A 15,304-nucleotide genomic window follows, 5' to 3' on the forward strand; every position below is an offset into this window, starting at 1 on the left:
AGCGGCGGGAGCTTCAACCACTGGTGGTTGAAGACGGATCCGGACGTCGGTCCGGCGGGTCAGTGGGTGTCGGCGTTCTACCTGTCCAGGTGGGGCAACGACGTGGCCAAGGACAACAACGGCGCCACCGTCCCCGACTGCTCGGGCGGCAGCAACCCCCCGCCCCCGAGCGGCAAGTACTGGGTGGACACCTTCGCCAATGCGGCGGTCCACGCCTCCCCGACCGCCACCGGCGCGACCGCGACCGGGACGCTGTACCAGGGCACCAACTACGTGTACTGCAAGGCGTGGGGCCGTGAGGTGTCGAGCGGCGGGAGCTTCAACCACTGGTGGTTGAAGACGGATCCGGACGTCGGTCCGGCGGGTCAGTGGGTGTCGGCGTTCTACCTGTCCAGGTGGGGAAACGACGTGGCGAAGGACAACAACGGCGCCACCGTTCCCGACTGCTAGCGCCGCGGCCGGAGTTCTCCGCTCCCGGGCCGTCGGGCCGCGGGAGCGGAGAGCGGGGCCTCAGCTGTCGAAGCCGAGGCCGAACCGGTCGAGGGTGCGCAGCCACAGGTTGCGGTGCCCGGCGTTGGCGTCGGCGCGGGTGAGCGCCCACTGGGTGATGCCGATGCCGATCGACCTGGCCGGCTCGGGCGGGAACGGCAGCGGCTTGCGGCGGACCATCTCCAGCGCGGTGCGTTCGGTGCGGGCGCCGTCCAGCAGGTCGAGCATCACCTCGGCCCCGAAGCGGGTGGCGCCGACGCCCAGCCCGGTGTAGCCGGCCGCGTAGGCGACCCGGCCGTCGTGGGAGAGGTCGAAGAAGGCGCTGAACCGGGTGCAGGTGTCGATGGCGCCGCCCCAGGCGTGGCTGAACCGGACGTCCGCCAGCTGCGGGAAGGTCTGGAAGAAGTGCCGGGCGAGGGTGGCGAAGGTCTCCGGCCGCTGGTCGCGCTCGGCCCGCACCCCGCCGCGGAACCGGTGGACCACGTCGTAGCCGCCGAACAGGATCCGGTTGTCGGCCGACAGCCGCACGTAGTGGAAGTGGTTGGCACTGTCGGCGAACCCCTGCCGGTTGCGCCAGCCCACCGAGGCGAGCTGTTGCTCCGTCAGCGGCTCGGTCATCAGCGCGTAGTCGTAGACCGGCACGGTGTACGGGCGGTGGCGGCGCAGCAGCGACGGGAAGGCGTTGGTGGCCAGCGCCACCCGGCGGGCGCCGACGCGGCCGTACGGGGTGCGGACGGTGATGCCGTGCGGGGAGTCGGTGAGGCCGGTCGCGCGGGTGTGCTCGAAGATCCGCACGCCCTGGTCGAGGCAGGCCTGCCGCAGGCCCCAGGCGAGGCGGGCGGGGTTGAGCATGGCGACGCCCTCGCGGTCCCACAGCGCGCCGAGGAAGGTGGGGGAGTCGATCTCGGCGCGTACGGCGTCCTGGTCGAGCAGGTCGAGCCGGCTGCCGTACCGGGCGGCGAGTTCGGCGAACTCCGCCAGGCCGTCGACCTGGTAGGGCTCGGTGGCGACGACGAGGGAGCCGGTGCGCTCCCAGTCGCAGTCGATGCCGTGGCGCTCGATGCTGTCCTGCATGGCCTGCAGGTTGGCGGTGCCGAGCCGCTCCAGCGTGCCGAGTTCGCCGGGCCAGCGCTGGTACCCGTTGGCGAGGCCGTGGGTCAGGCTGGCCTCGCAGAAGCCGCCGTTGCGGCCGGAGGCGGCCCAGCCGGCCTGCTGCGCCTCGATCAGGACGACGTCGAGCGAGGGGTCGCGCTCCTTGGCGATGAGCGCGGTCCACAGTCCGCTGTAGCCGCCGCCGACCACCAGCAGGTCGCAGCGCACGTCGCCGACCAGGGCGGATGCGGCGGCGGGCCGGGCCGGGTCGTCGAGCCAGAACGGAACGGGCTGGGCGTCCTTCAGCGCGCGGACGGGATCGGCCATGGCGGTGGCTCCTTTGTACATGGCTGCGGTGCACGGAGGTCTCAGGGCTCCGTGGTCCGCCATCAGACCCTCGCGGCACCATCAACGTCAATGCCGTTGACATAAGGGGCCCGGAGCGGCCCGGAAGCCGGTGCGCGGGGCCGGTCGGCCGCCTCAGTCGGTGGTGCGGGGCGGCAGGGCGGTGCCGGAGGCGGACAGCGCCCGGTAGAGGCGGTCGAGGTGGCGGTGCAGCTGGGCGGGCATGTCGACCGCCTCCGGGTCGAGCACCCACTGGAGCTGCAGGCCGTCCATCATCGCCAGCAGCTGCCGGGCCTCGGCCGGGCAGTCGGTGTCGGGGCGCAGTTCGCCGCTGTCCACGCCGCGGCGCAGCGACTGCGCGGCGTCCTCGGCCAGGGTGCGGTAGCGGCGGGTGAAGAAGGCGTGCGCCGGGTGCTCGGGGTCGCCGGACTCGCCGACCAGGGCGTTGAACATCCGGGTCCGGCCGGGCCGGCGGGCGTTGTGGGCGGTCAGGTCGAGCAGGCGGTGGAACCATTCGGCGACGGTGGCGCACTCCTCGGCGAAGAAGCGTTCGATGTCGTGTTCGTCGCTGGCCTCCAGTACCGACACCAACAGGGCTTCCTTGGTGCGGAAATGGTGCAGCAGGCCGCCCTGGGTGATGCCGACGTCCTTGGCGATCCGGGCCAGCGAGGCGGCGTGGAAGCCCCATTGGGCGAAGTGCTCGACGGCGGTGTCCAGGATCCGCGAGCGCCGCTCGTCGCCCACCGCGTAGGTGCCGCGTGCCGTGCCGCGGGTCGTCGGCCTGCCCTTGACGTCCATGACCGTCACCTTAGCCAACCGGTGCGGACGGCCCGGTCCGGTGTGATCCGGGCCACAGAACAAAAACCTACTGCCCACTCGGTTTTCGTGGTTCGCTGTGTGCGCACCCCGGACGGCGCCCCCGAGCCGCTCCGGTCGGCCCACCCGCTCGCCGACCGGAGCAGAGCCGCGCCCGCCCCGGGCACCCCCCGAGACTTCCCGCGACGCACGGGACCTGTGGCCACCCAGGAGGCCGGTCATGACCACCACCGACACCGCCGTCGGCGACCCGAGAACCGGCCCCGGAGCGCCGCCCCCGGCCGCCGGGAACCGACGGCTGATGCCGATGCTCACCCTCGGCAACGCCGCGCTGTACCTGGTCTACCTGGGCGTCGGCGGAGTCCTGCTGCCCGCCCAGATCGAACTGCTCGACCCGGACGGGAAGGTCGGCAGCCTCGGCCTGGTCTCCGGCATCGCCGCCGTGTTCGCCACCCTCCTCAACCCGCTGGCCGGCCTGCTCTCCGACCGCTCCCGCCGCCGCAACCCGTGGATCCTCGCCGGCGGCCTCGCCGCCTTCGGCACGCTCGCGCTGCTCGGACAGGTCCGCACGCTCCTGCTGGTCACCCTCGTCTGGTGCCTGGTGCAGGCCGCGATGAACGTCTACCAGGCCGCCCTCACCGCGATCGTCCCCGACCGGGTCCCGCCGGGGCGCCGCGGCCTGGCCTCCGCGATGGTCGGCATCGGCACCCCGATCGGGTCGGTGGTCGGCGTCATGCTGGCCACCCGCTACGTCCCGGACTCCCTCGGCACCGGCTACCTGGTGATCGGCGCGGTGATCGGCATGATCGCCGTGCTGTTCACCGCACTGGTCCGCGAGGAGAAGCCGCCGCCGGTCGAAGCCGTCCCGCTGCGCCGCCAACTGGCCGCCTTCGCCGAGACGTTGAAGGTCCCGGACTTCCGCTGGGCGTTCATCGGCCGGTTCCTGATGATGCTCGGCTTCTTCGCGGTCTCGCTGTTCCAGTTCTACATCCTGCAGGACCACATCGACCTGCCCGACGGCATGGACGCGGCCGGCGCGCAGGCCGTCCTGGCGCCCGTCGACGCCGTCTCCACGCTGGCCGCCACCGCCCTCGGCGGCTGGCTGTCGGACCGGATCGGGCGGCGCAAGCCGTTCGTCGCGGTCTCCTGCGTGCTGGCCGCGATCACCATGGCCGTCCCCGTGGTGATGCCCGACTGGACCGGCATCCTGCTGTTCACCGTCCTCGCCGGGATCGCCTTCGGCTGCTTCATGGCCGTGGACACCGCCCTGGTCACGCTGGTGCTGCCGAGCGCCGCCGACGCCGCCCGCGACCTCGGCGTGCTGAACATCGCCAACGCCGGACCGCAGATCCTCGCCCCCTTCGTGGCCTCGCTGGTGGTCGGCGCCGCCGGCTACGACGCCCTCTACCTGACCGCCGCGCTGATCATCCTGATCGGCGCGCTCGCGGTCGTACCGATCAGGACCGTCCGCTGACGACCCGTCCGCCCCGACCCTCCCCGGAGACCCCGCCCGTGCGCACCACCACCACAACCGTCCACCCGTACCAGGACCCCAACCGGCCCGTCGACGAACGGGTCGCCGACCTGCTGGCCCGGATGACCCTGGAGGAGAAGGCCGGCCTGCTCTTCCACACCATGATCCCGATGCACCCCGACGGCCGCCCGGTCGAGGCGGCCGACGGCGACGACCCCGACTTCCCCGCCGACACCAGCGGACTGATCCGCCGTCAGGGACTCAACCACTTCAACCTGATCGGCACCGCCGGCCCCCGGCAGCTCGCCGAATGGCACAACGCCGTGCAGCGGATCGCCGCCGACACCCGGCTCGGCATCCCGGTGACCGTCTCCACCGACCCCCGGCACTCCTTCACCCTCAACATCGGCGCCTCCATCCACGCCGGCGCCTTCTCCGCCTGGCCCGAGGCGCTCGGCCTCGCCGCCGTCCGCGACCCCGAACTGGTCCACCGCTTCGCCGACACCGCCCGCCAGGAGTACCTCGCCGTCGGACTGCGGGTCGCGCTGCACCCGCAGATCGACCTCGCCACCGAGCCCCGCTGGTCCCGCCAGCTGGGCACCTTCGGCGCCGACGCCGCCCTCACCTCCGAACTCGTCCAGGCCTACATCCGCGGCTTCCAGGGCGAACGACTCGGCCCGGACAGCGTCGCCACCATGGTCAAGCACTTCCCCGGCGGCGGCCCGCAGAAGGACGGCGAGGACCCGCACTTCCCGCACGGCAAGGAGCAGGTGTACCCGGGCGGCCTGCGCGACCTGCACCTCGCGCCGTTCCGCGCCGCGATCGCCGCCGGCGCCGCCCAGATGATGCCCTACTACGGCCAGCCGATCGGCACCGACTGGGAGGAGGTCGGCTTCGGATTCAACCGCGGCGTCGTCACCGGCCTGCTCCGCGAGCAGCTCGGCTTCGACGGCATCATCTGCACCGACTGGGGACTGCTCAACGACGACGAGATCCTCGGCGAACCGCACCGCGCCCGGGCCTGGGGCGTCGAGCACCTCACCGTCGCCGAACGCGCCGCCAAGGCCCTCGACGCGGGCGTCGACCAGTTCGGCGGCGAGGAGTGCCCCGAGGTGGTCGTCGAACTGGTCCGCTCCGGCCGGATCGACGAACAGCGCATCGACCGCTCCGCCCGCCGGCTGCTGCGCGAGAAGTTCGTGCTCGGGCTGTTCGACGAACGGCGCTTCGTCGACCCCGACGCCGCCGAGGAGACCGTCGGCCGGGCGGACTTCCGCGCCGCCGGAGCCGCCGCCCAGCGCCGCTCGCTCACCGTCCTGACCAACCGCGACCGCACCCTCCCGGTCACCCGGACCGCCCCCCGCCTCTACACCGAGGGCCTCGACCCCGCCGCCGTCGCCCGCCACGGCCGCCCGGCCGCCACCCCGGCCGAGGCCGACCTCGCCCTGCTGCGCCTGTTCACCCCGTACGAGCACCGCGAGAACCGCTTCGAGTCGATGTTCCACTCCGGCCGCCTCGACTTCCCCGAGGACGAGCTCGCCGCCGTCCTGCGGGTGCTCGACACCGTGCCGACCGTCGTCCTGATCAACCTCGAACGGCCCGCCGTCATCCCGGAGATCGCCGCCCGCGCCGCCGCCCTGATCGCCGACTGGGGCGCGAGCGACGAGGCGATGCTCGACGTCGTCTTCGGCCGCGCCCGCGCCGAGGGGCGGCTGCCCTTCGAACTGCCGCGCTCGATGGCCGCCGTCGAAGCCTCCCGCCCGGACGTCCCGCACGACACCGCCGACCCGGTCTTCCCGTACGGCGCCGGCCTCGACCTGGAAGGACCGCCCGCGTGAGACCCGCCGCCCGCAAGACCCTCGCCGCCGCGGCCGCCGCAGCCGCACTCGCCGGCAGCGCCACCGCCTCCGCCGCCGAACCCGCCGCCCGGCCCCGCCCGCTGGCCGGCCTGCGGGTGCTGCTCACCAACGACGACTCCATGCAGGCCGCCAAGGCCTCCCACTCCGACGGCCTCGGCCTGTACGAGGTGCGCCGCGCCCTCTGCGCCGCCGGGGCGGACGTCGTGGTGATGGCGCCCTGGCGGGAGCAGTCCGGCAAGGGCACGGCCGTCAGCAACACCGGCACCCTCACCCTGAGCCGCCGCGCCGACCTCCCGGCCGGCTACCGGGACGACTGCGCCGGGGCACCGTCCGGCGCCCCGGTCTACGGGGTCTGCCTCGCCGCCGGCCCGTGCGGCCCCGACAGCCCCAGCGCCACCCCCGTCGACACCGTGAAACTCGCCCTGCGGGCCGGCCTCGCCGCCAAGGCCGGCTGGACGGACGGCCCCGACCTGGTCGTCACCGGCATCAACTCCGGCCCCAACGTGAGCGCCCAGGTCAGCGACTCCGGCACGGTCGGCGCCGCACTGGCCGCCGTCGAGGAGGGCGTCCCGGCCGTCGCCCTCTCCTCGGCCGGCGACGACAGCGGCGCCTCCTTCCCGACCGCCGACTACCGCGCCGCCGCCGACCACGCCGCCCGCCTGCTGGCCGGCCTGCGCGACCGGCACCTGCTGAGCACCCGCCTCGCGCTCAAGGTCGACTACCCCGACATCACCGCCGGCCGCCCCGCCGGGCCCGCCCGCTGGACCACCGTCGGCCGCGGCCGCGAAGTGTGGCACGCCTACGAACCCGCCGGAGCGGACAGCTTCGCCGTCACCCTCGGCCTCTGCGAGCACCTGCCCGGCGACCCCTGCACCGAGACCGACCCCGACGCCGACGCGCTCGCCCTGCTGCGCGACGGCCGGATCTCCGTCACCCCCGTCACCCCCGACCGGACCTACGGTGTCCGCACGGCCGACCCGCAGGAGCTGAACCGGCTCCGGCACTACATCGACCACGAGGCGCCGCGCCCGTGACCCGCACCGGAGGACCCGCATGACCACCCCCGACCACCCCGTCGTCCAGACCCGCCCGGGCCCGGTGCGCGGCGAGCGCCGGGCCGACGGCAGCATCCGCTTCCTGGGCATCCCGTACGCCCAACCGCCGGTCGGTGCCCTGCGGTTCGCCGCGCCCGAGCCGCCCCGGCCGTGGACCGCGCCGCTCGACGCGACCGCCTACGGACCGACCGCCCAGCGCCGGCCGTTCGCCGAGATCACCACCATCCCCGAGCCGACGATCCCCGGCGCGGACATCCTCAACCTCAACGTGTTCACCCCGGACCTCGCCCCGGCCGCCGGACTGCCGGTGCTGGTGTGGATCCACGGCGGCGGCTTCGTCGCCGGCAGCCAGGCCAGCCCCTGGTACGACGGCGCGGCCTTCAACCGGGACGGCGTGGTCGTCGTCTCGATCGGCTACCGGCTCGGCATCGAGGGCTTCCTGCACCTGCCCGACGCCCCCGACAACCGGGGCGTGCGGGACTGGATCGCCGCCCTGGAATGGGTGCGGGACAACATCGCCGCCTTCGGCGGGGACCCGGCGAAGGTCACCGTCGCCGGGCAGTCGGCGGGCGGCGGCGCCGTCCAGACGCTGCTGGCCGCGCCGGCCGCCCGCGGGCTGTTCCGGGCGGCGATCTCGGCCTCCGGCGCGGTGATGCGCCCGCAGGACCGGGCCGCCGCCGAGGCCGTCACCCGGGCCTTCGCCGACCGCACCGGCGTCCCCGCCACGGCCGCCGCCCTGCGCGACGCCACCGACGCCGACCTGCTGGCCCTCCAGGACGCGCTCGCCGAGGGCGACGACCTGCCGCCGCTGCACCTCGCCCCGTTCGCCGACGGCGACCAGGTCCCGGTCCCGGTGCCCGAGGCGCTGGCCGACGCGGACGTGCCGCTGCTGCTCGGCTTCACCGCGGACGAGTTCGCCGCCCCGGCCGGCGAGGAGCCCCCGCCCTCGGACGCCGAACTCCTCGGCCTGCTCGGAGCGTTCGGCCTGGACGACGCCCGCGCCGCCCGCTTCCTCGCCGAACGCCCCGGCGCGGACGGCCGCGCCGCGATCACCGACTGGCTGTTCCGCGCCCCGGCGCTGGCCGCCGCCGAGGCCCGCGCCGAACGCCGACGACCCACCTGGCTCTACCAGTTCGACTGGTCGGGCACCGCACCCGGCCGCGCCGGGCAGGCCTACCACTGCACCGACCTGCCGTTCGCCTTCGACCTGCTGGCCGCCGAGGGCGTCGACGCGGCCCTCGGCGCCGACCCGCCGCAGGCCCTGGCCGACGCCGTCCACGCGGCGTGGACCGCCTTCGTCCGCGACCTCGACCCGGGCGCCGACTGGCCCCCGTACGGGGACGGCCGCACCACCATGCGCTGGTCCGCCCGGCCCCGGGCCGAGCGCGACCCGCTGCGCACCGTCCGGGAGGTCTGGCTGCCCTGACGCGCGTCGGCCCCCGTCCGCCGGGGACGGGGGCCGACGCGTCGCCCGGCCGTGCTACGACGGGCAGTTCTCGTCGATCTTGTACTGCAGGGCGCTCGGGTAGTCGTGCCGGTTGAGGCGGACACGGGCCAGCACCGGGGAGTGGTTGAGGTCGTTGCCGGGATCGGCGAGGCTCCCCAGGAGGGAGTCGAGCTCGTCGTGGGTGGAGAGTTCGAAGCCGTGCATGCGGTCCTTCTCCGAGCCGAAGACCTCGGCGAGCTTCTCGTAGCGCCACGGGTGCAGCACGTTGTAGAAGTCGGCGCCGTCGGACTGCCCGCCCTTGAAGTAGCAGGGGTCGACCAGCATCTGCTCGATGCCGTAGAAGCCCTCGTTGTCCAGCACGAAGAACACCGGAGCCAGGTGCTGGCGGACCTGGGTGGACAGCTCCTGGCAGATCTCCTGGAACGAGCCGTCGCCGACGAAGACCAGCGGGCGCTTCATGGCCTGCTGCCGGCCCAGCGCCACGCCGGTGGCCGCGCCGACCGAGTAGCCGATGGACAGCCAACTGTTCTGCGCCAGGTAGCCGGAGCGGTCGTTGATGCGCAGGTTCATCGAGCCGAGCAGCGCGAACGCCGCGTCGGAGACGACGGTGAACGGCGAGGGCGCGTCCGGGTCGCCGCCGGTGGCCCGGTTCTCCAGGAAGAAGTTGACGTGCTTGAAGAAGCTGTCGTACGTCAGCTCGGTCGGGTGCTCGTCGGAGCTCAGCGAGTCCAGGAACGCGGAGGTGGTGGCGGGAACGTCCAGGCCGGCCGCGCGGGCCAGCGCGAAGTGGTCGGCGGGGAACGTCTGCCCCTCCAGGGCGTCCTTCAACGCCGGGACGAACTGCCGGAGTTGGACGTCGGGGAAGTACTTGGCGCCGACGCTCAGGCCGCCGCGCGCCGCCACGATCCAGTCGTCGCCGATGTTCTGCTCGCCGTTGAGGTTCTTGGACGTGGACCAGGTGCCGAGACCGATCCGGCAGCCGGCGTTCTTGAAAGTGGCGCGGATCTCCTTGAGGCTGGCCTTGCCGTTGTAGACGCCGGCGAACAGCGGGTGCCGCTCCGAGACCACGGACTTGGCGCCGACCGTGGTGCAGAACTGGATCCGGGTGGCCTCCACGAACTCCAGCAGCTCGCCCTCCAGGCGCTGGCGGACCAGCTCCTCGCCGGCCCAGACGATCGGGGTGCCGAACTTCCGGATCAGCTCCACCGCCGCGGCGACCGCCCGGTTCAGGATCTCCTGGTTGCGGGCGGTGAACGGCCGCTCGTGCGCCCGGAGTTCGCCCTTCGGCGGCTCGCAGGGCGCCTCCCAGACGTCCTCCATGACCTCCAGGTAGACCGGCTTGCGCTCGGTCAGGCAGGCGGTGATCGCACTGTCGATCTGCGAGGGCGCGAGCCCGGGGTTGGAGAGCACCTGGGCGTCCACCGTGACCTGCCGGTAGACGTCCAGGTTGCTCTCCCGGCGCGGGCTCATGTGCGAGGTGAGCAGGCCGACCGCCTGGAAGTTGAGCCACTGCTCGTACGACGGGCCGGCGTTGATCGCGATCAGCGGGACGTCCTCGACGTACGCCCCGCCGACGGTGTTGAGCAGGCTGAACGCGCCCACGCTGTACGTCACCGCGACCGCCGCGACGCCCCGTGCGGGGTCGTCCGCGGCGGCGTCGGCGGCCCGTACCCGGGCGTAGCCGTCCGCGGCGTAGCCGGCGCCCATCTCGGTCGGGGTGCCGACCCAGCGCACGGCGGTGGTGTTCTGCATGATCGTCAGGAACGGGCCGAGGAAGTCCCCCGGCACGCCGAACAGGTGCCGGATGCCCAGCTGTTCGAGCCTGGTGGCCAGGTAGCGGCCGACCGTCCACTCGTCATCGGTGCTCATCTGTGCGATGCCTCCTTCTGGTGCGGGGTGACGGCGGGTCGGGCGCCGCTGGACCGGCGGGGCAGGTCCTGGCCCTCGGCGAGCAGCCGCAGGGTGCTGATCGACGGGGCGACGGCGTACGGCGCGCCCGTGGTGCGGACGAAGCGCCTCACGTCGACCGTGCCGCGAGTGCCGTCCGCCCGTGCGATCCCGGCCGGTCCGCCGGGCCGGGCGGCCTCGTCGAGGCCGGTCGGGGCGTCCTCGTCGGCCTTCGGGCCGCCGGGGGTGAACGCCGGTCGGTGGTGAGGAGCGCGGAGAGCCGGCCCCGGCCGCGGCCCCTGGCGGCGTCCGGGAAGGGGCAGGTGGCGGAAGTCGGGGGAGTCGGGGGAGTCGGGGAAGTCCTTGTCGACCGCCGCCGGGATGCTGCCCAGCAGGTCGGCGCTGGTCCGCAGTCCCGGCTGCGGCAGCTGGGCGACGGACGGGACGGCGGCGGGGCGGGCGGAGGTCGTGGTCACGCTCGGCTCCTCGGTGGGCATGGCTGATCACGCGATGCGGTCGGCTCAGCACTCCACGTTGCTGCGTCGCCGAGCGGCCCGCCAACCGGGCATCGGCCTTTCGAAGCCCCCGGGGCGCGGCCGAGGCCTTCGCACCGGCAGATGGTGTGCCGTCGAACGGATCCGCGGGCGCACGTCGCGGCCCGCAGGCAGCCGCACCCCGCGGGTGGTGATCCACGGCCGGGGCGACCGCGCCGGCGCGCCCCGACCGGCGCTCGACCCGGTGGCCGCCGCGGTCGTGGTGCTGCGCCTCCGGTCGATCGTCGCCCAGGAGCTCTCCCGCTCCGGGCAGCTGGTGCTCACCGTCGGCTCTTCGGACGCCGTGGCGCAGGCAAACGCGACCCGGCCGGGGCGCTCTCGTGGTGAGGGTGCGGGTCGTCGCCAGGGACGTGCTGGAGCGTGCCCGCCCTGTATCGCCGTCCGACGGGTCGTTGTCGGCGAGGCCGCCGGCTCCGGTTGCCCGCGAGCGGGAGACCTGGGAGTTCGCCCGCTCCGGGCAGAGCTGGTGGTCGCCGTCGGCTCTCCGGAAGCGGTGGCGCAGGGCAAATGTGATCCCCGGTCGGGGTGCCCTCGTGGTGAGGGTGCGGGTCGTCGCCAGGGACGTGCTGGAGCGTGCCCGCCCTGCATCGCCGTCCGACGGGTCGTTGTCGGCGAGGCCGCCGGCTCCGGTTGCCCGTGAGCCGGAGACCTGGGAGCTCGCCCGCTCCGGTGTCAACCTGCCGGGTGCCGTCGTCGCCCGGTAACTGCGCGCCGCGGATCGGGAGTTGTTCGGACCGGCCGATCCGGGTCACCGACCGGTCGTCGGCCCTGGTCCCCGAGGGCGTGCCGCTGTTCGGCCGCGTCGGTGAAGGGCTGTCCGGTGTGTCCGTCATCCGCGCCGCCTGCCGGATGCTCGGCACGGCCGGCCCCGAGCAGTGGGCCGCCGCTCCTGGCGCCGGAGCCGCACAGAAACCAGCCGCCCTGCCCTGCCCGCCGGTCACTCGCCCGGGTTCCGGCCCCTCTGCGCACGGGCTGCCACCCTGTCCTGCCGAGGCGGGCCCCGGGCCAGCTCCTCGGGGCAGGGGCCGCCGGGCGTCCGGCGCGGGAAGCGGTTACGGCCGCTCGGCGGGTGAGTCGAAGGAGATCCAGACGTCGGGTGGGAGATCGGGCCGGTTCGGCACCCCGCGCCGCTCCTCGGTCCAGTCGTCCCCGGCGACGTCGGAGGCGACGCGGCGCCAGAAGCGCACCGCCCTCGCGTTGGCGTCCTGGAACGCGACCTCCCACGGCCCCGGATGCCCGGCCAGGATCTCCCGCACCGCCCGCAGGCCGACCCCGCTGCGCCGGGCGGCGCGCACCACGAAGAAGCTGTTCAACACCCGCTTCGGGCCGGTCAGTCCCCGGACGAACGCGAACCCGGCCGCGCCCCCACCCTCGCCCGTCAGCAGGTACGGCACCCAGTCGGGATCGGAGAACGCCAGGTGCAGCCGCTCACTGCGGAACGTCCCGTCGGCGTTCGGCAACGTGCCGTTGAACTCCGACATGTCGTGGTGGAACATCAGCCACAGCCGCTCCACGGCGGGGCGGTCGGCGGTGCCTGCGAGGCGGACGGACACGTCTGGCACGGGACTCCTCCACGGATCGACCGAGCGGGCCCGGGCCGGGCCAGGCCGCTCGGCCCGAAGCGCAGCCGCCGTCGAACTCGGCGACCGTTGGAGAACCTACCAGCAGCCCGCGACTGCCAAAGGCGGTCAAATCCGTCCGAAATGCGGGCAGTTCGGGGCGGCGGGCACCCGCCCGCCGTCGGACCCGACGCCGAGTACTCCGCACACGACGCCGTCACCGCCCACCACGCTGCTCGGCGGCCCGACGGCGTTCGCGCCGCCACTGTCGTCGGCGCCGTCGTCGATGCGGGCTCCGTCCTCGCGTACTCGCCGTCCGGCACCTGCTCCCCGCGGTGCCGGACCTGAGCTGCCGTCAGGTTCTCCGGCCCGGAAGGAAGATCGTTTCGGTCCGGGGCGGCGGCGCGGCCGGGGGTGAATCGAGGGAGTCGCCGAACCGTGACGTGCCGAACGGCCCGCAGCCGCCGGCGGCGGCGCATACTGGCAGGGATGAGGAAAAGCGAAGCAGTCCACCGGCACCTGCCCACCAGCCCCTTCAAGCCGCGGGTCGAGCCGCCCCGCAAGGAGTTCGCGGTCGGCGACCGCGTCACCCACGACACCTACGGCCTCGGCCGGGCCATCGCCGTCGAGGGCGACACCGCCGTCCTGGTCGACTTCGGCACCCGCCAGGAGCGGATCACCCAGCCGTTCACCGGGATGTTCAAGCTCTGACCCGCCGGGAGGCGCGATGACCTGCTGCCCGACCCGCCCGACCGACCCTCGGATCGCCCTCGGCGCCGTCGCCCTGGTCGCCGCGGTCACTTGGCTCCAGACCAAGATCGACCTCCACCTCCGCCGCACCGAAGGCCGCACCGACTACGACCTCCGCATCGGCAAACAGGCCACCGACCCCACCACCGTCCACACCCTCGCCGACCTGGCCGCCAGGCACTGACCGCTGCGCGGGGAGTTCGAGCTGTCCGGGCGGGAGCCCTGGCGGGCGCTGGTGGCGGCGCTGATCGGGACCAGTGCGATCATCCGGGCGAAGTACCGGTGGATCGAGGCGGGCACGACGGTGCTGCTGGTCGCGCTGGTGCAGTTCGGGGTGGTGCTGGGGGCCGGCTGACGTGCCGCAGCCCCGGCCGGGTGGGCCGGGGCTGCGGGGGAGCCGGGAGGGTCAGGCGGCGGCGGGGGCCGTGACGTCGAGGCCGCGGGCGGTGACCACGTGGGCGGTGCCGTCGACCAGGCGGTAGGAGAGGCCGACGACCGCGGTGCGCCCCGCGGCGACCGCGTCCGAGAGGATGCGCGACCGCTCCATCAGGAGGGTCACGGTGTGCTTTATGTGCTCGTCGATGAAGTGGGAGTTGTCGGTGTGTCCGGCGGCGTTCGCGGCGAGCACGCTCGGGGTGACCCGCTCGATCACGTCGCGGACGAAGCCCTCGACGGTGGTGCCGGCGGCGACCGCCTCACGGGTGGCGGCGACGGCGCCGCAGGAGTCGTGGCCGAGGACCACGACGAGCGGGGTGCCGAGCAGGCTCACGCCGTACTCGATGCTGCCGAGGACCTCGGTGCCGATCACGTGGCCGGCGGTGCGGACCACGAAGAGGTCGCCGAGGCCCTGGTCGAAGATGATCTCGGCAGCGAGTCGGGAGTCCGAGCACCCGAACAGCACCGCGAAGGGTGCCTGCGACGGTGCGGTCTGGGCTCGGCGGGCGGCGTCCTGGTTCGGGTGCTGGGGGCCGCCGGCGACGAACCGGCTGTTGCCTGCCAGCAGCAAATCGAAGGCTTCCGTGGGAGTGAGCTGCGCGGCATCTGTCATGCCCGCAGACTACGTCCCCGGCCCGCCCCAGGTCTTGCCCGGGCCACCTCCTGGACGTCCGCAGGACCTGAGCGAAGCGGGGCGAAACGGTCGAGAACGACCGGAATCGTCCGGATAACGCTGTTGTGGTGGCGATAATCATGCAGCGGGTTGCACCGTCGGTGCGGCCCTCGTGGACCTTGCGGACCGTCCCGGCGGCGGCGTTGACGCCCCCTGACGTCCGGCGGCGTTGACGCCCCCGGGTGTCCGGCGGCGTTGACGCCCCCGGACCCCCGCGGGCCGGCCGGTCAGTAGCAGCGGTAGTCGCGGGATCCCTCGTTGGTGTCGCCGAAGTTGTTCCGGAACACCACGTTGTAGTGGCCGTACCGGTAGCCGTTGCCGCCCGTGTAGGTGTACGTCAGCGTCTGCACGAAGCCGCCGTTGCCGTAGTAGTTGGTGTACGAGGTGGGGCAGCCCATGCCGGACAGGTCGGCGATCGGGGCGGCGGAGGCGTTGCCGGCCGGCCCGAGCGCCAGGGCGCCGCCGAGGGCGAGGGCGGATGCGGCCTTGGCGGCGCGACGGACGGCCATGCGGGGGCTCCTCGGGCTTCCGGGGGATCGACAGGGGCGATCTTGCCCGACTTGAGTTGATCGCGTCAATGGTATGGACCAATTGAGGGGTGGGTGGCCGGATCGCGGTGCGTGGCCCGGACGGTCGGTCAGTTCCGTTGCGGCGAACGGCAGTCGGGGCGGGCGAGGACGGGGCGGGCGACTGTGAACAGCAGGTGCCTACGCCCGGTCGGGGCGCGGCAGGAGCGGAAAAGGCCTGGACCGGGCGGACCGCCCGGGCGTATCAAAGTGGCCGAACACAACATCCGGGCGGGCGAGCCGAGGGCGACACGTCCCGCAGGACCGGTCGGGACGGGCGCGCTGCTCTCCCGGACCACTCGGCAG

Annotated in this window: 13 protein-coding genes and 1 pseudogene; 7 read left to right on the top strand and 7 right to left on the bottom strand. The window is 73.8% G+C overall.

Annotated elements, in window-relative coordinates; translation table 11 throughout:
• Nucleotides 1-450: pseudogene (locus ACFV1L_RS09670) on the top strand (hypothetical protein); the annotation flags it as partial.
• Nucleotides 451-510: 60 nt separating this feature from the next.
• Here the strand turns inward: ACFV1L_RS09670 and ACFV1L_RS09675 are convergent.
• Together ACFV1L_RS09675 and ACFV1L_RS09680 are read right to left on the bottom strand one after the other, a co-directional pair.
• A complete protein-coding gene (locus tag ACFV1L_RS09675) occupies nucleotides 511-1,908 on the bottom strand; it encodes an NAD(P)/FAD-dependent oxidoreductase (RefSeq protein WP_380364527.1) in 1,398 nt (465 codons plus the stop codon).
• A gap of 153 nt (nucleotides 1,909-2,061) precedes the next feature.
• Complete coding sequence (locus ACFV1L_RS09680) at nucleotides 2,062-2,724, bottom strand: TetR/AcrR family transcriptional regulator (protein WP_380364529.1); 663 nt, start codon at nucleotides 2,722-2,724, stop codon at nucleotides 2,062-2,064.
• A 238-nt stretch (nucleotides 2,725-2,962) separates the two neighbouring features.
• Between ACFV1L_RS09680 and ACFV1L_RS09685 the strand changes: the two genes are divergently transcribed.
• Genes ACFV1L_RS09685 through ACFV1L_RS09700 form a run of 4 tightly spaced genes read left to right on the top strand, consistent with a single transcriptional unit; the run spans nucleotide 2,963 to nucleotide 8,553 of the window.
• On the top strand, nucleotides 2,963-4,216 hold the full coding sequence (locus tag ACFV1L_RS09685) for an MFS transporter (protein ID WP_380364530.1): 1,254 nt from the start codon (nucleotides 2,963-2,965) through the stop codon (nucleotides 4,214-4,216).
• 38 nt (nucleotides 4,217-4,254) lie between these two features.
• Nucleotides 4,255-6,051 (top strand): glycoside hydrolase family 3 protein, encoded by a 1,797-nt coding sequence (locus ACFV1L_RS09690; protein ID WP_380364532.1) that lies wholly within the window; start codon nucleotides 4,255-4,257, stop codon nucleotides 6,049-6,051.
• On the top strand, nucleotides 6,048-7,106 hold the full coding sequence (gene surE, locus ACFV1L_RS09695; RefSeq protein ID WP_380364534.1) for a 5'/3'-nucleotidase SurE: 1,059 nt from the start codon (nucleotides 6,048-6,050) through the stop codon (nucleotides 7,104-7,106). Before ACFV1L_RS09690 ends, surE begins: the two co-directional genes overlap by 4 nt.
• Nucleotides 7,107-7,125: 19 nt before the next feature.
• A complete protein-coding gene (locus ACFV1L_RS09700) occupies nucleotides 7,126-8,553 on the top strand; it encodes a carboxylesterase/lipase family protein (protein WP_380364536.1) in 1,428 nt (475 codons plus the stop codon).
• A gap of 54 nt (nucleotides 8,554-8,607) precedes the next feature.
• Here the strand turns inward: ACFV1L_RS09700 and ACFV1L_RS09705 are convergent, their stop codons facing one another.
• The 3 genes from ACFV1L_RS09705 to ACFV1L_RS09715 all read right to left on the bottom strand — a co-directional run bounded on the left by ACFV1L_RS09705 (nucleotide 8,608) and on the right by ACFV1L_RS09715 (nucleotide 12,577).
• Nucleotides 8,608-10,443 carry an alpha-keto acid decarboxylase family protein gene (locus ACFV1L_RS09705; protein ID WP_380364538.1) on the bottom strand — a complete coding sequence of 612 codons (1,836 nt, stop codon included), beginning with the start codon at nucleotides 10,441-10,443 and terminating at the stop codon, nucleotides 8,608-8,610.
• Nucleotides 10,440-10,937: a hypothetical protein gene (locus ACFV1L_RS09710; protein ID WP_380364540.1), complete on the bottom strand. Its 498-nt coding sequence runs from the start codon at nucleotides 10,935-10,937 to the stop codon at nucleotides 10,440-10,442. Before ACFV1L_RS09710 ends, ACFV1L_RS09705 begins: the two co-directional genes overlap by 4 nt.
• A gap of 1,130 nt (nucleotides 10,938-12,067) precedes the next feature.
• Nucleotides 12,068-12,577: a GNAT family N-acetyltransferase gene (locus tag ACFV1L_RS09715; protein WP_380364542.1), complete on the bottom strand. Its 510-nt coding sequence runs from the start codon at nucleotides 12,575-12,577 to the stop codon at nucleotides 12,068-12,070.
• A gap of 486 nt (nucleotides 12,578-13,063) precedes the next feature.
• Between ACFV1L_RS09715 and ACFV1L_RS09720 the strand changes: the two genes are divergently transcribed.
• Both ACFV1L_RS09720 and ACFV1L_RS09725 read left to right on the top strand, forming a co-directional pair.
• The gene (locus tag ACFV1L_RS09720; RefSeq protein ID WP_380364544.1) at nucleotides 13,064-13,285 is read left to right on the top strand and encodes a hypothetical protein; all 222 of its coding nucleotides are present in this window, start codon (nucleotides 13,064-13,066) and stop codon (nucleotides 13,283-13,285) included.
• 16 nt (nucleotides 13,286-13,301) lie between these two features.
• On the top strand, nucleotides 13,302-13,508 hold the full coding sequence (locus ACFV1L_RS09725) for a hypothetical protein (protein ID WP_380364545.1): 207 nt from the start codon (nucleotides 13,302-13,304) through the stop codon (nucleotides 13,506-13,508).
• 222 nt (nucleotides 13,509-13,730) lie between these two features.
• On the opposite strand, the gene ACFV1L_RS09730 is transcribed toward ACFV1L_RS09725, so the two are convergent.
• Nucleotides 13,731-14,372: a carbonic anhydrase gene (locus ACFV1L_RS09730; protein WP_380364547.1), complete on the bottom strand. Its 642-nt coding sequence runs from the start codon at nucleotides 14,370-14,372 to the stop codon at nucleotides 13,731-13,733.
• Between the two features lie 287 nt (nucleotides 14,373-14,659).
• Complete coding sequence (locus ACFV1L_RS09735; RefSeq protein WP_380364549.1) at nucleotides 14,660-14,941, bottom strand: hypothetical protein; 282 nt, start codon at nucleotides 14,939-14,941, stop codon at nucleotides 14,660-14,662.
• Between the last annotated feature and the right edge of the window lie 363 nt (nucleotides 14,942-15,304).

The organism is Kitasatospora sp. NPDC059646 (genome assembly GCF_042734615.1).
In the GTDB taxonomy this organism is placed as follows: domain Bacteria; phylum Actinomycetota; class Actinomycetes; order Streptomycetales; family Streptomycetaceae; genus Kitasatospora.

Coding starts and splice junctions, on each gene's coding strand:
- ACFV1L_RS09705 (WP_380364538.1), bottom strand. CDS start 10,443: ATGAGCACCGATGACGAGTGGACGGTCGGCCGCTACCTGGCCACCAGG.
- ACFV1L_RS09720 (WP_380364544.1), top strand. CDS start 13,064: ATGAGGAAAAGCGAAGCAGTCCACCGGCACCTGCCCACCAGCCCCTTC.
- ACFV1L_RS09675 (WP_380364527.1), bottom strand. CDS start 1,908: ATGGCCGATCCCGTCCGCGCGCTGAAGGACGCCCAGCCCGTTCCGTTC.
- ACFV1L_RS09730 (WP_380364547.1), bottom strand. CDS start 14,372: ATGACAGATGCCGCGCAGCTCACTCCCACGGAAGCCTTCGATTTGCTG.
- ACFV1L_RS09700 (WP_380364536.1), top strand. CDS start 7,126: ATGACCACCCCCGACCACCCCGTCGTCCAGACCCGCCCGGGCCCGGTG.
- ACFV1L_RS09680 (WP_380364529.1), bottom strand. CDS start 2,724: ATGGACGTCAAGGGCAGGCCGACGACCCGCGGCACGGCACGCGGCACC.
- ACFV1L_RS09735 (WP_380364549.1), bottom strand. CDS start 14,941: ATGGCCGTCCGTCGCGCCGCCAAGGCCGCATCCGCCCTCGCCCTCGGC.
- ACFV1L_RS09685 (WP_380364530.1), top strand. CDS start 2,963: ATGACCACCACCGACACCGCCGTCGGCGACCCGAGAACCGGCCCCGGA.
- ACFV1L_RS09725 (WP_380364545.1), top strand. CDS start 13,302: ATGACCTGCTGCCCGACCCGCCCGACCGACCCTCGGATCGCCCTCGGC.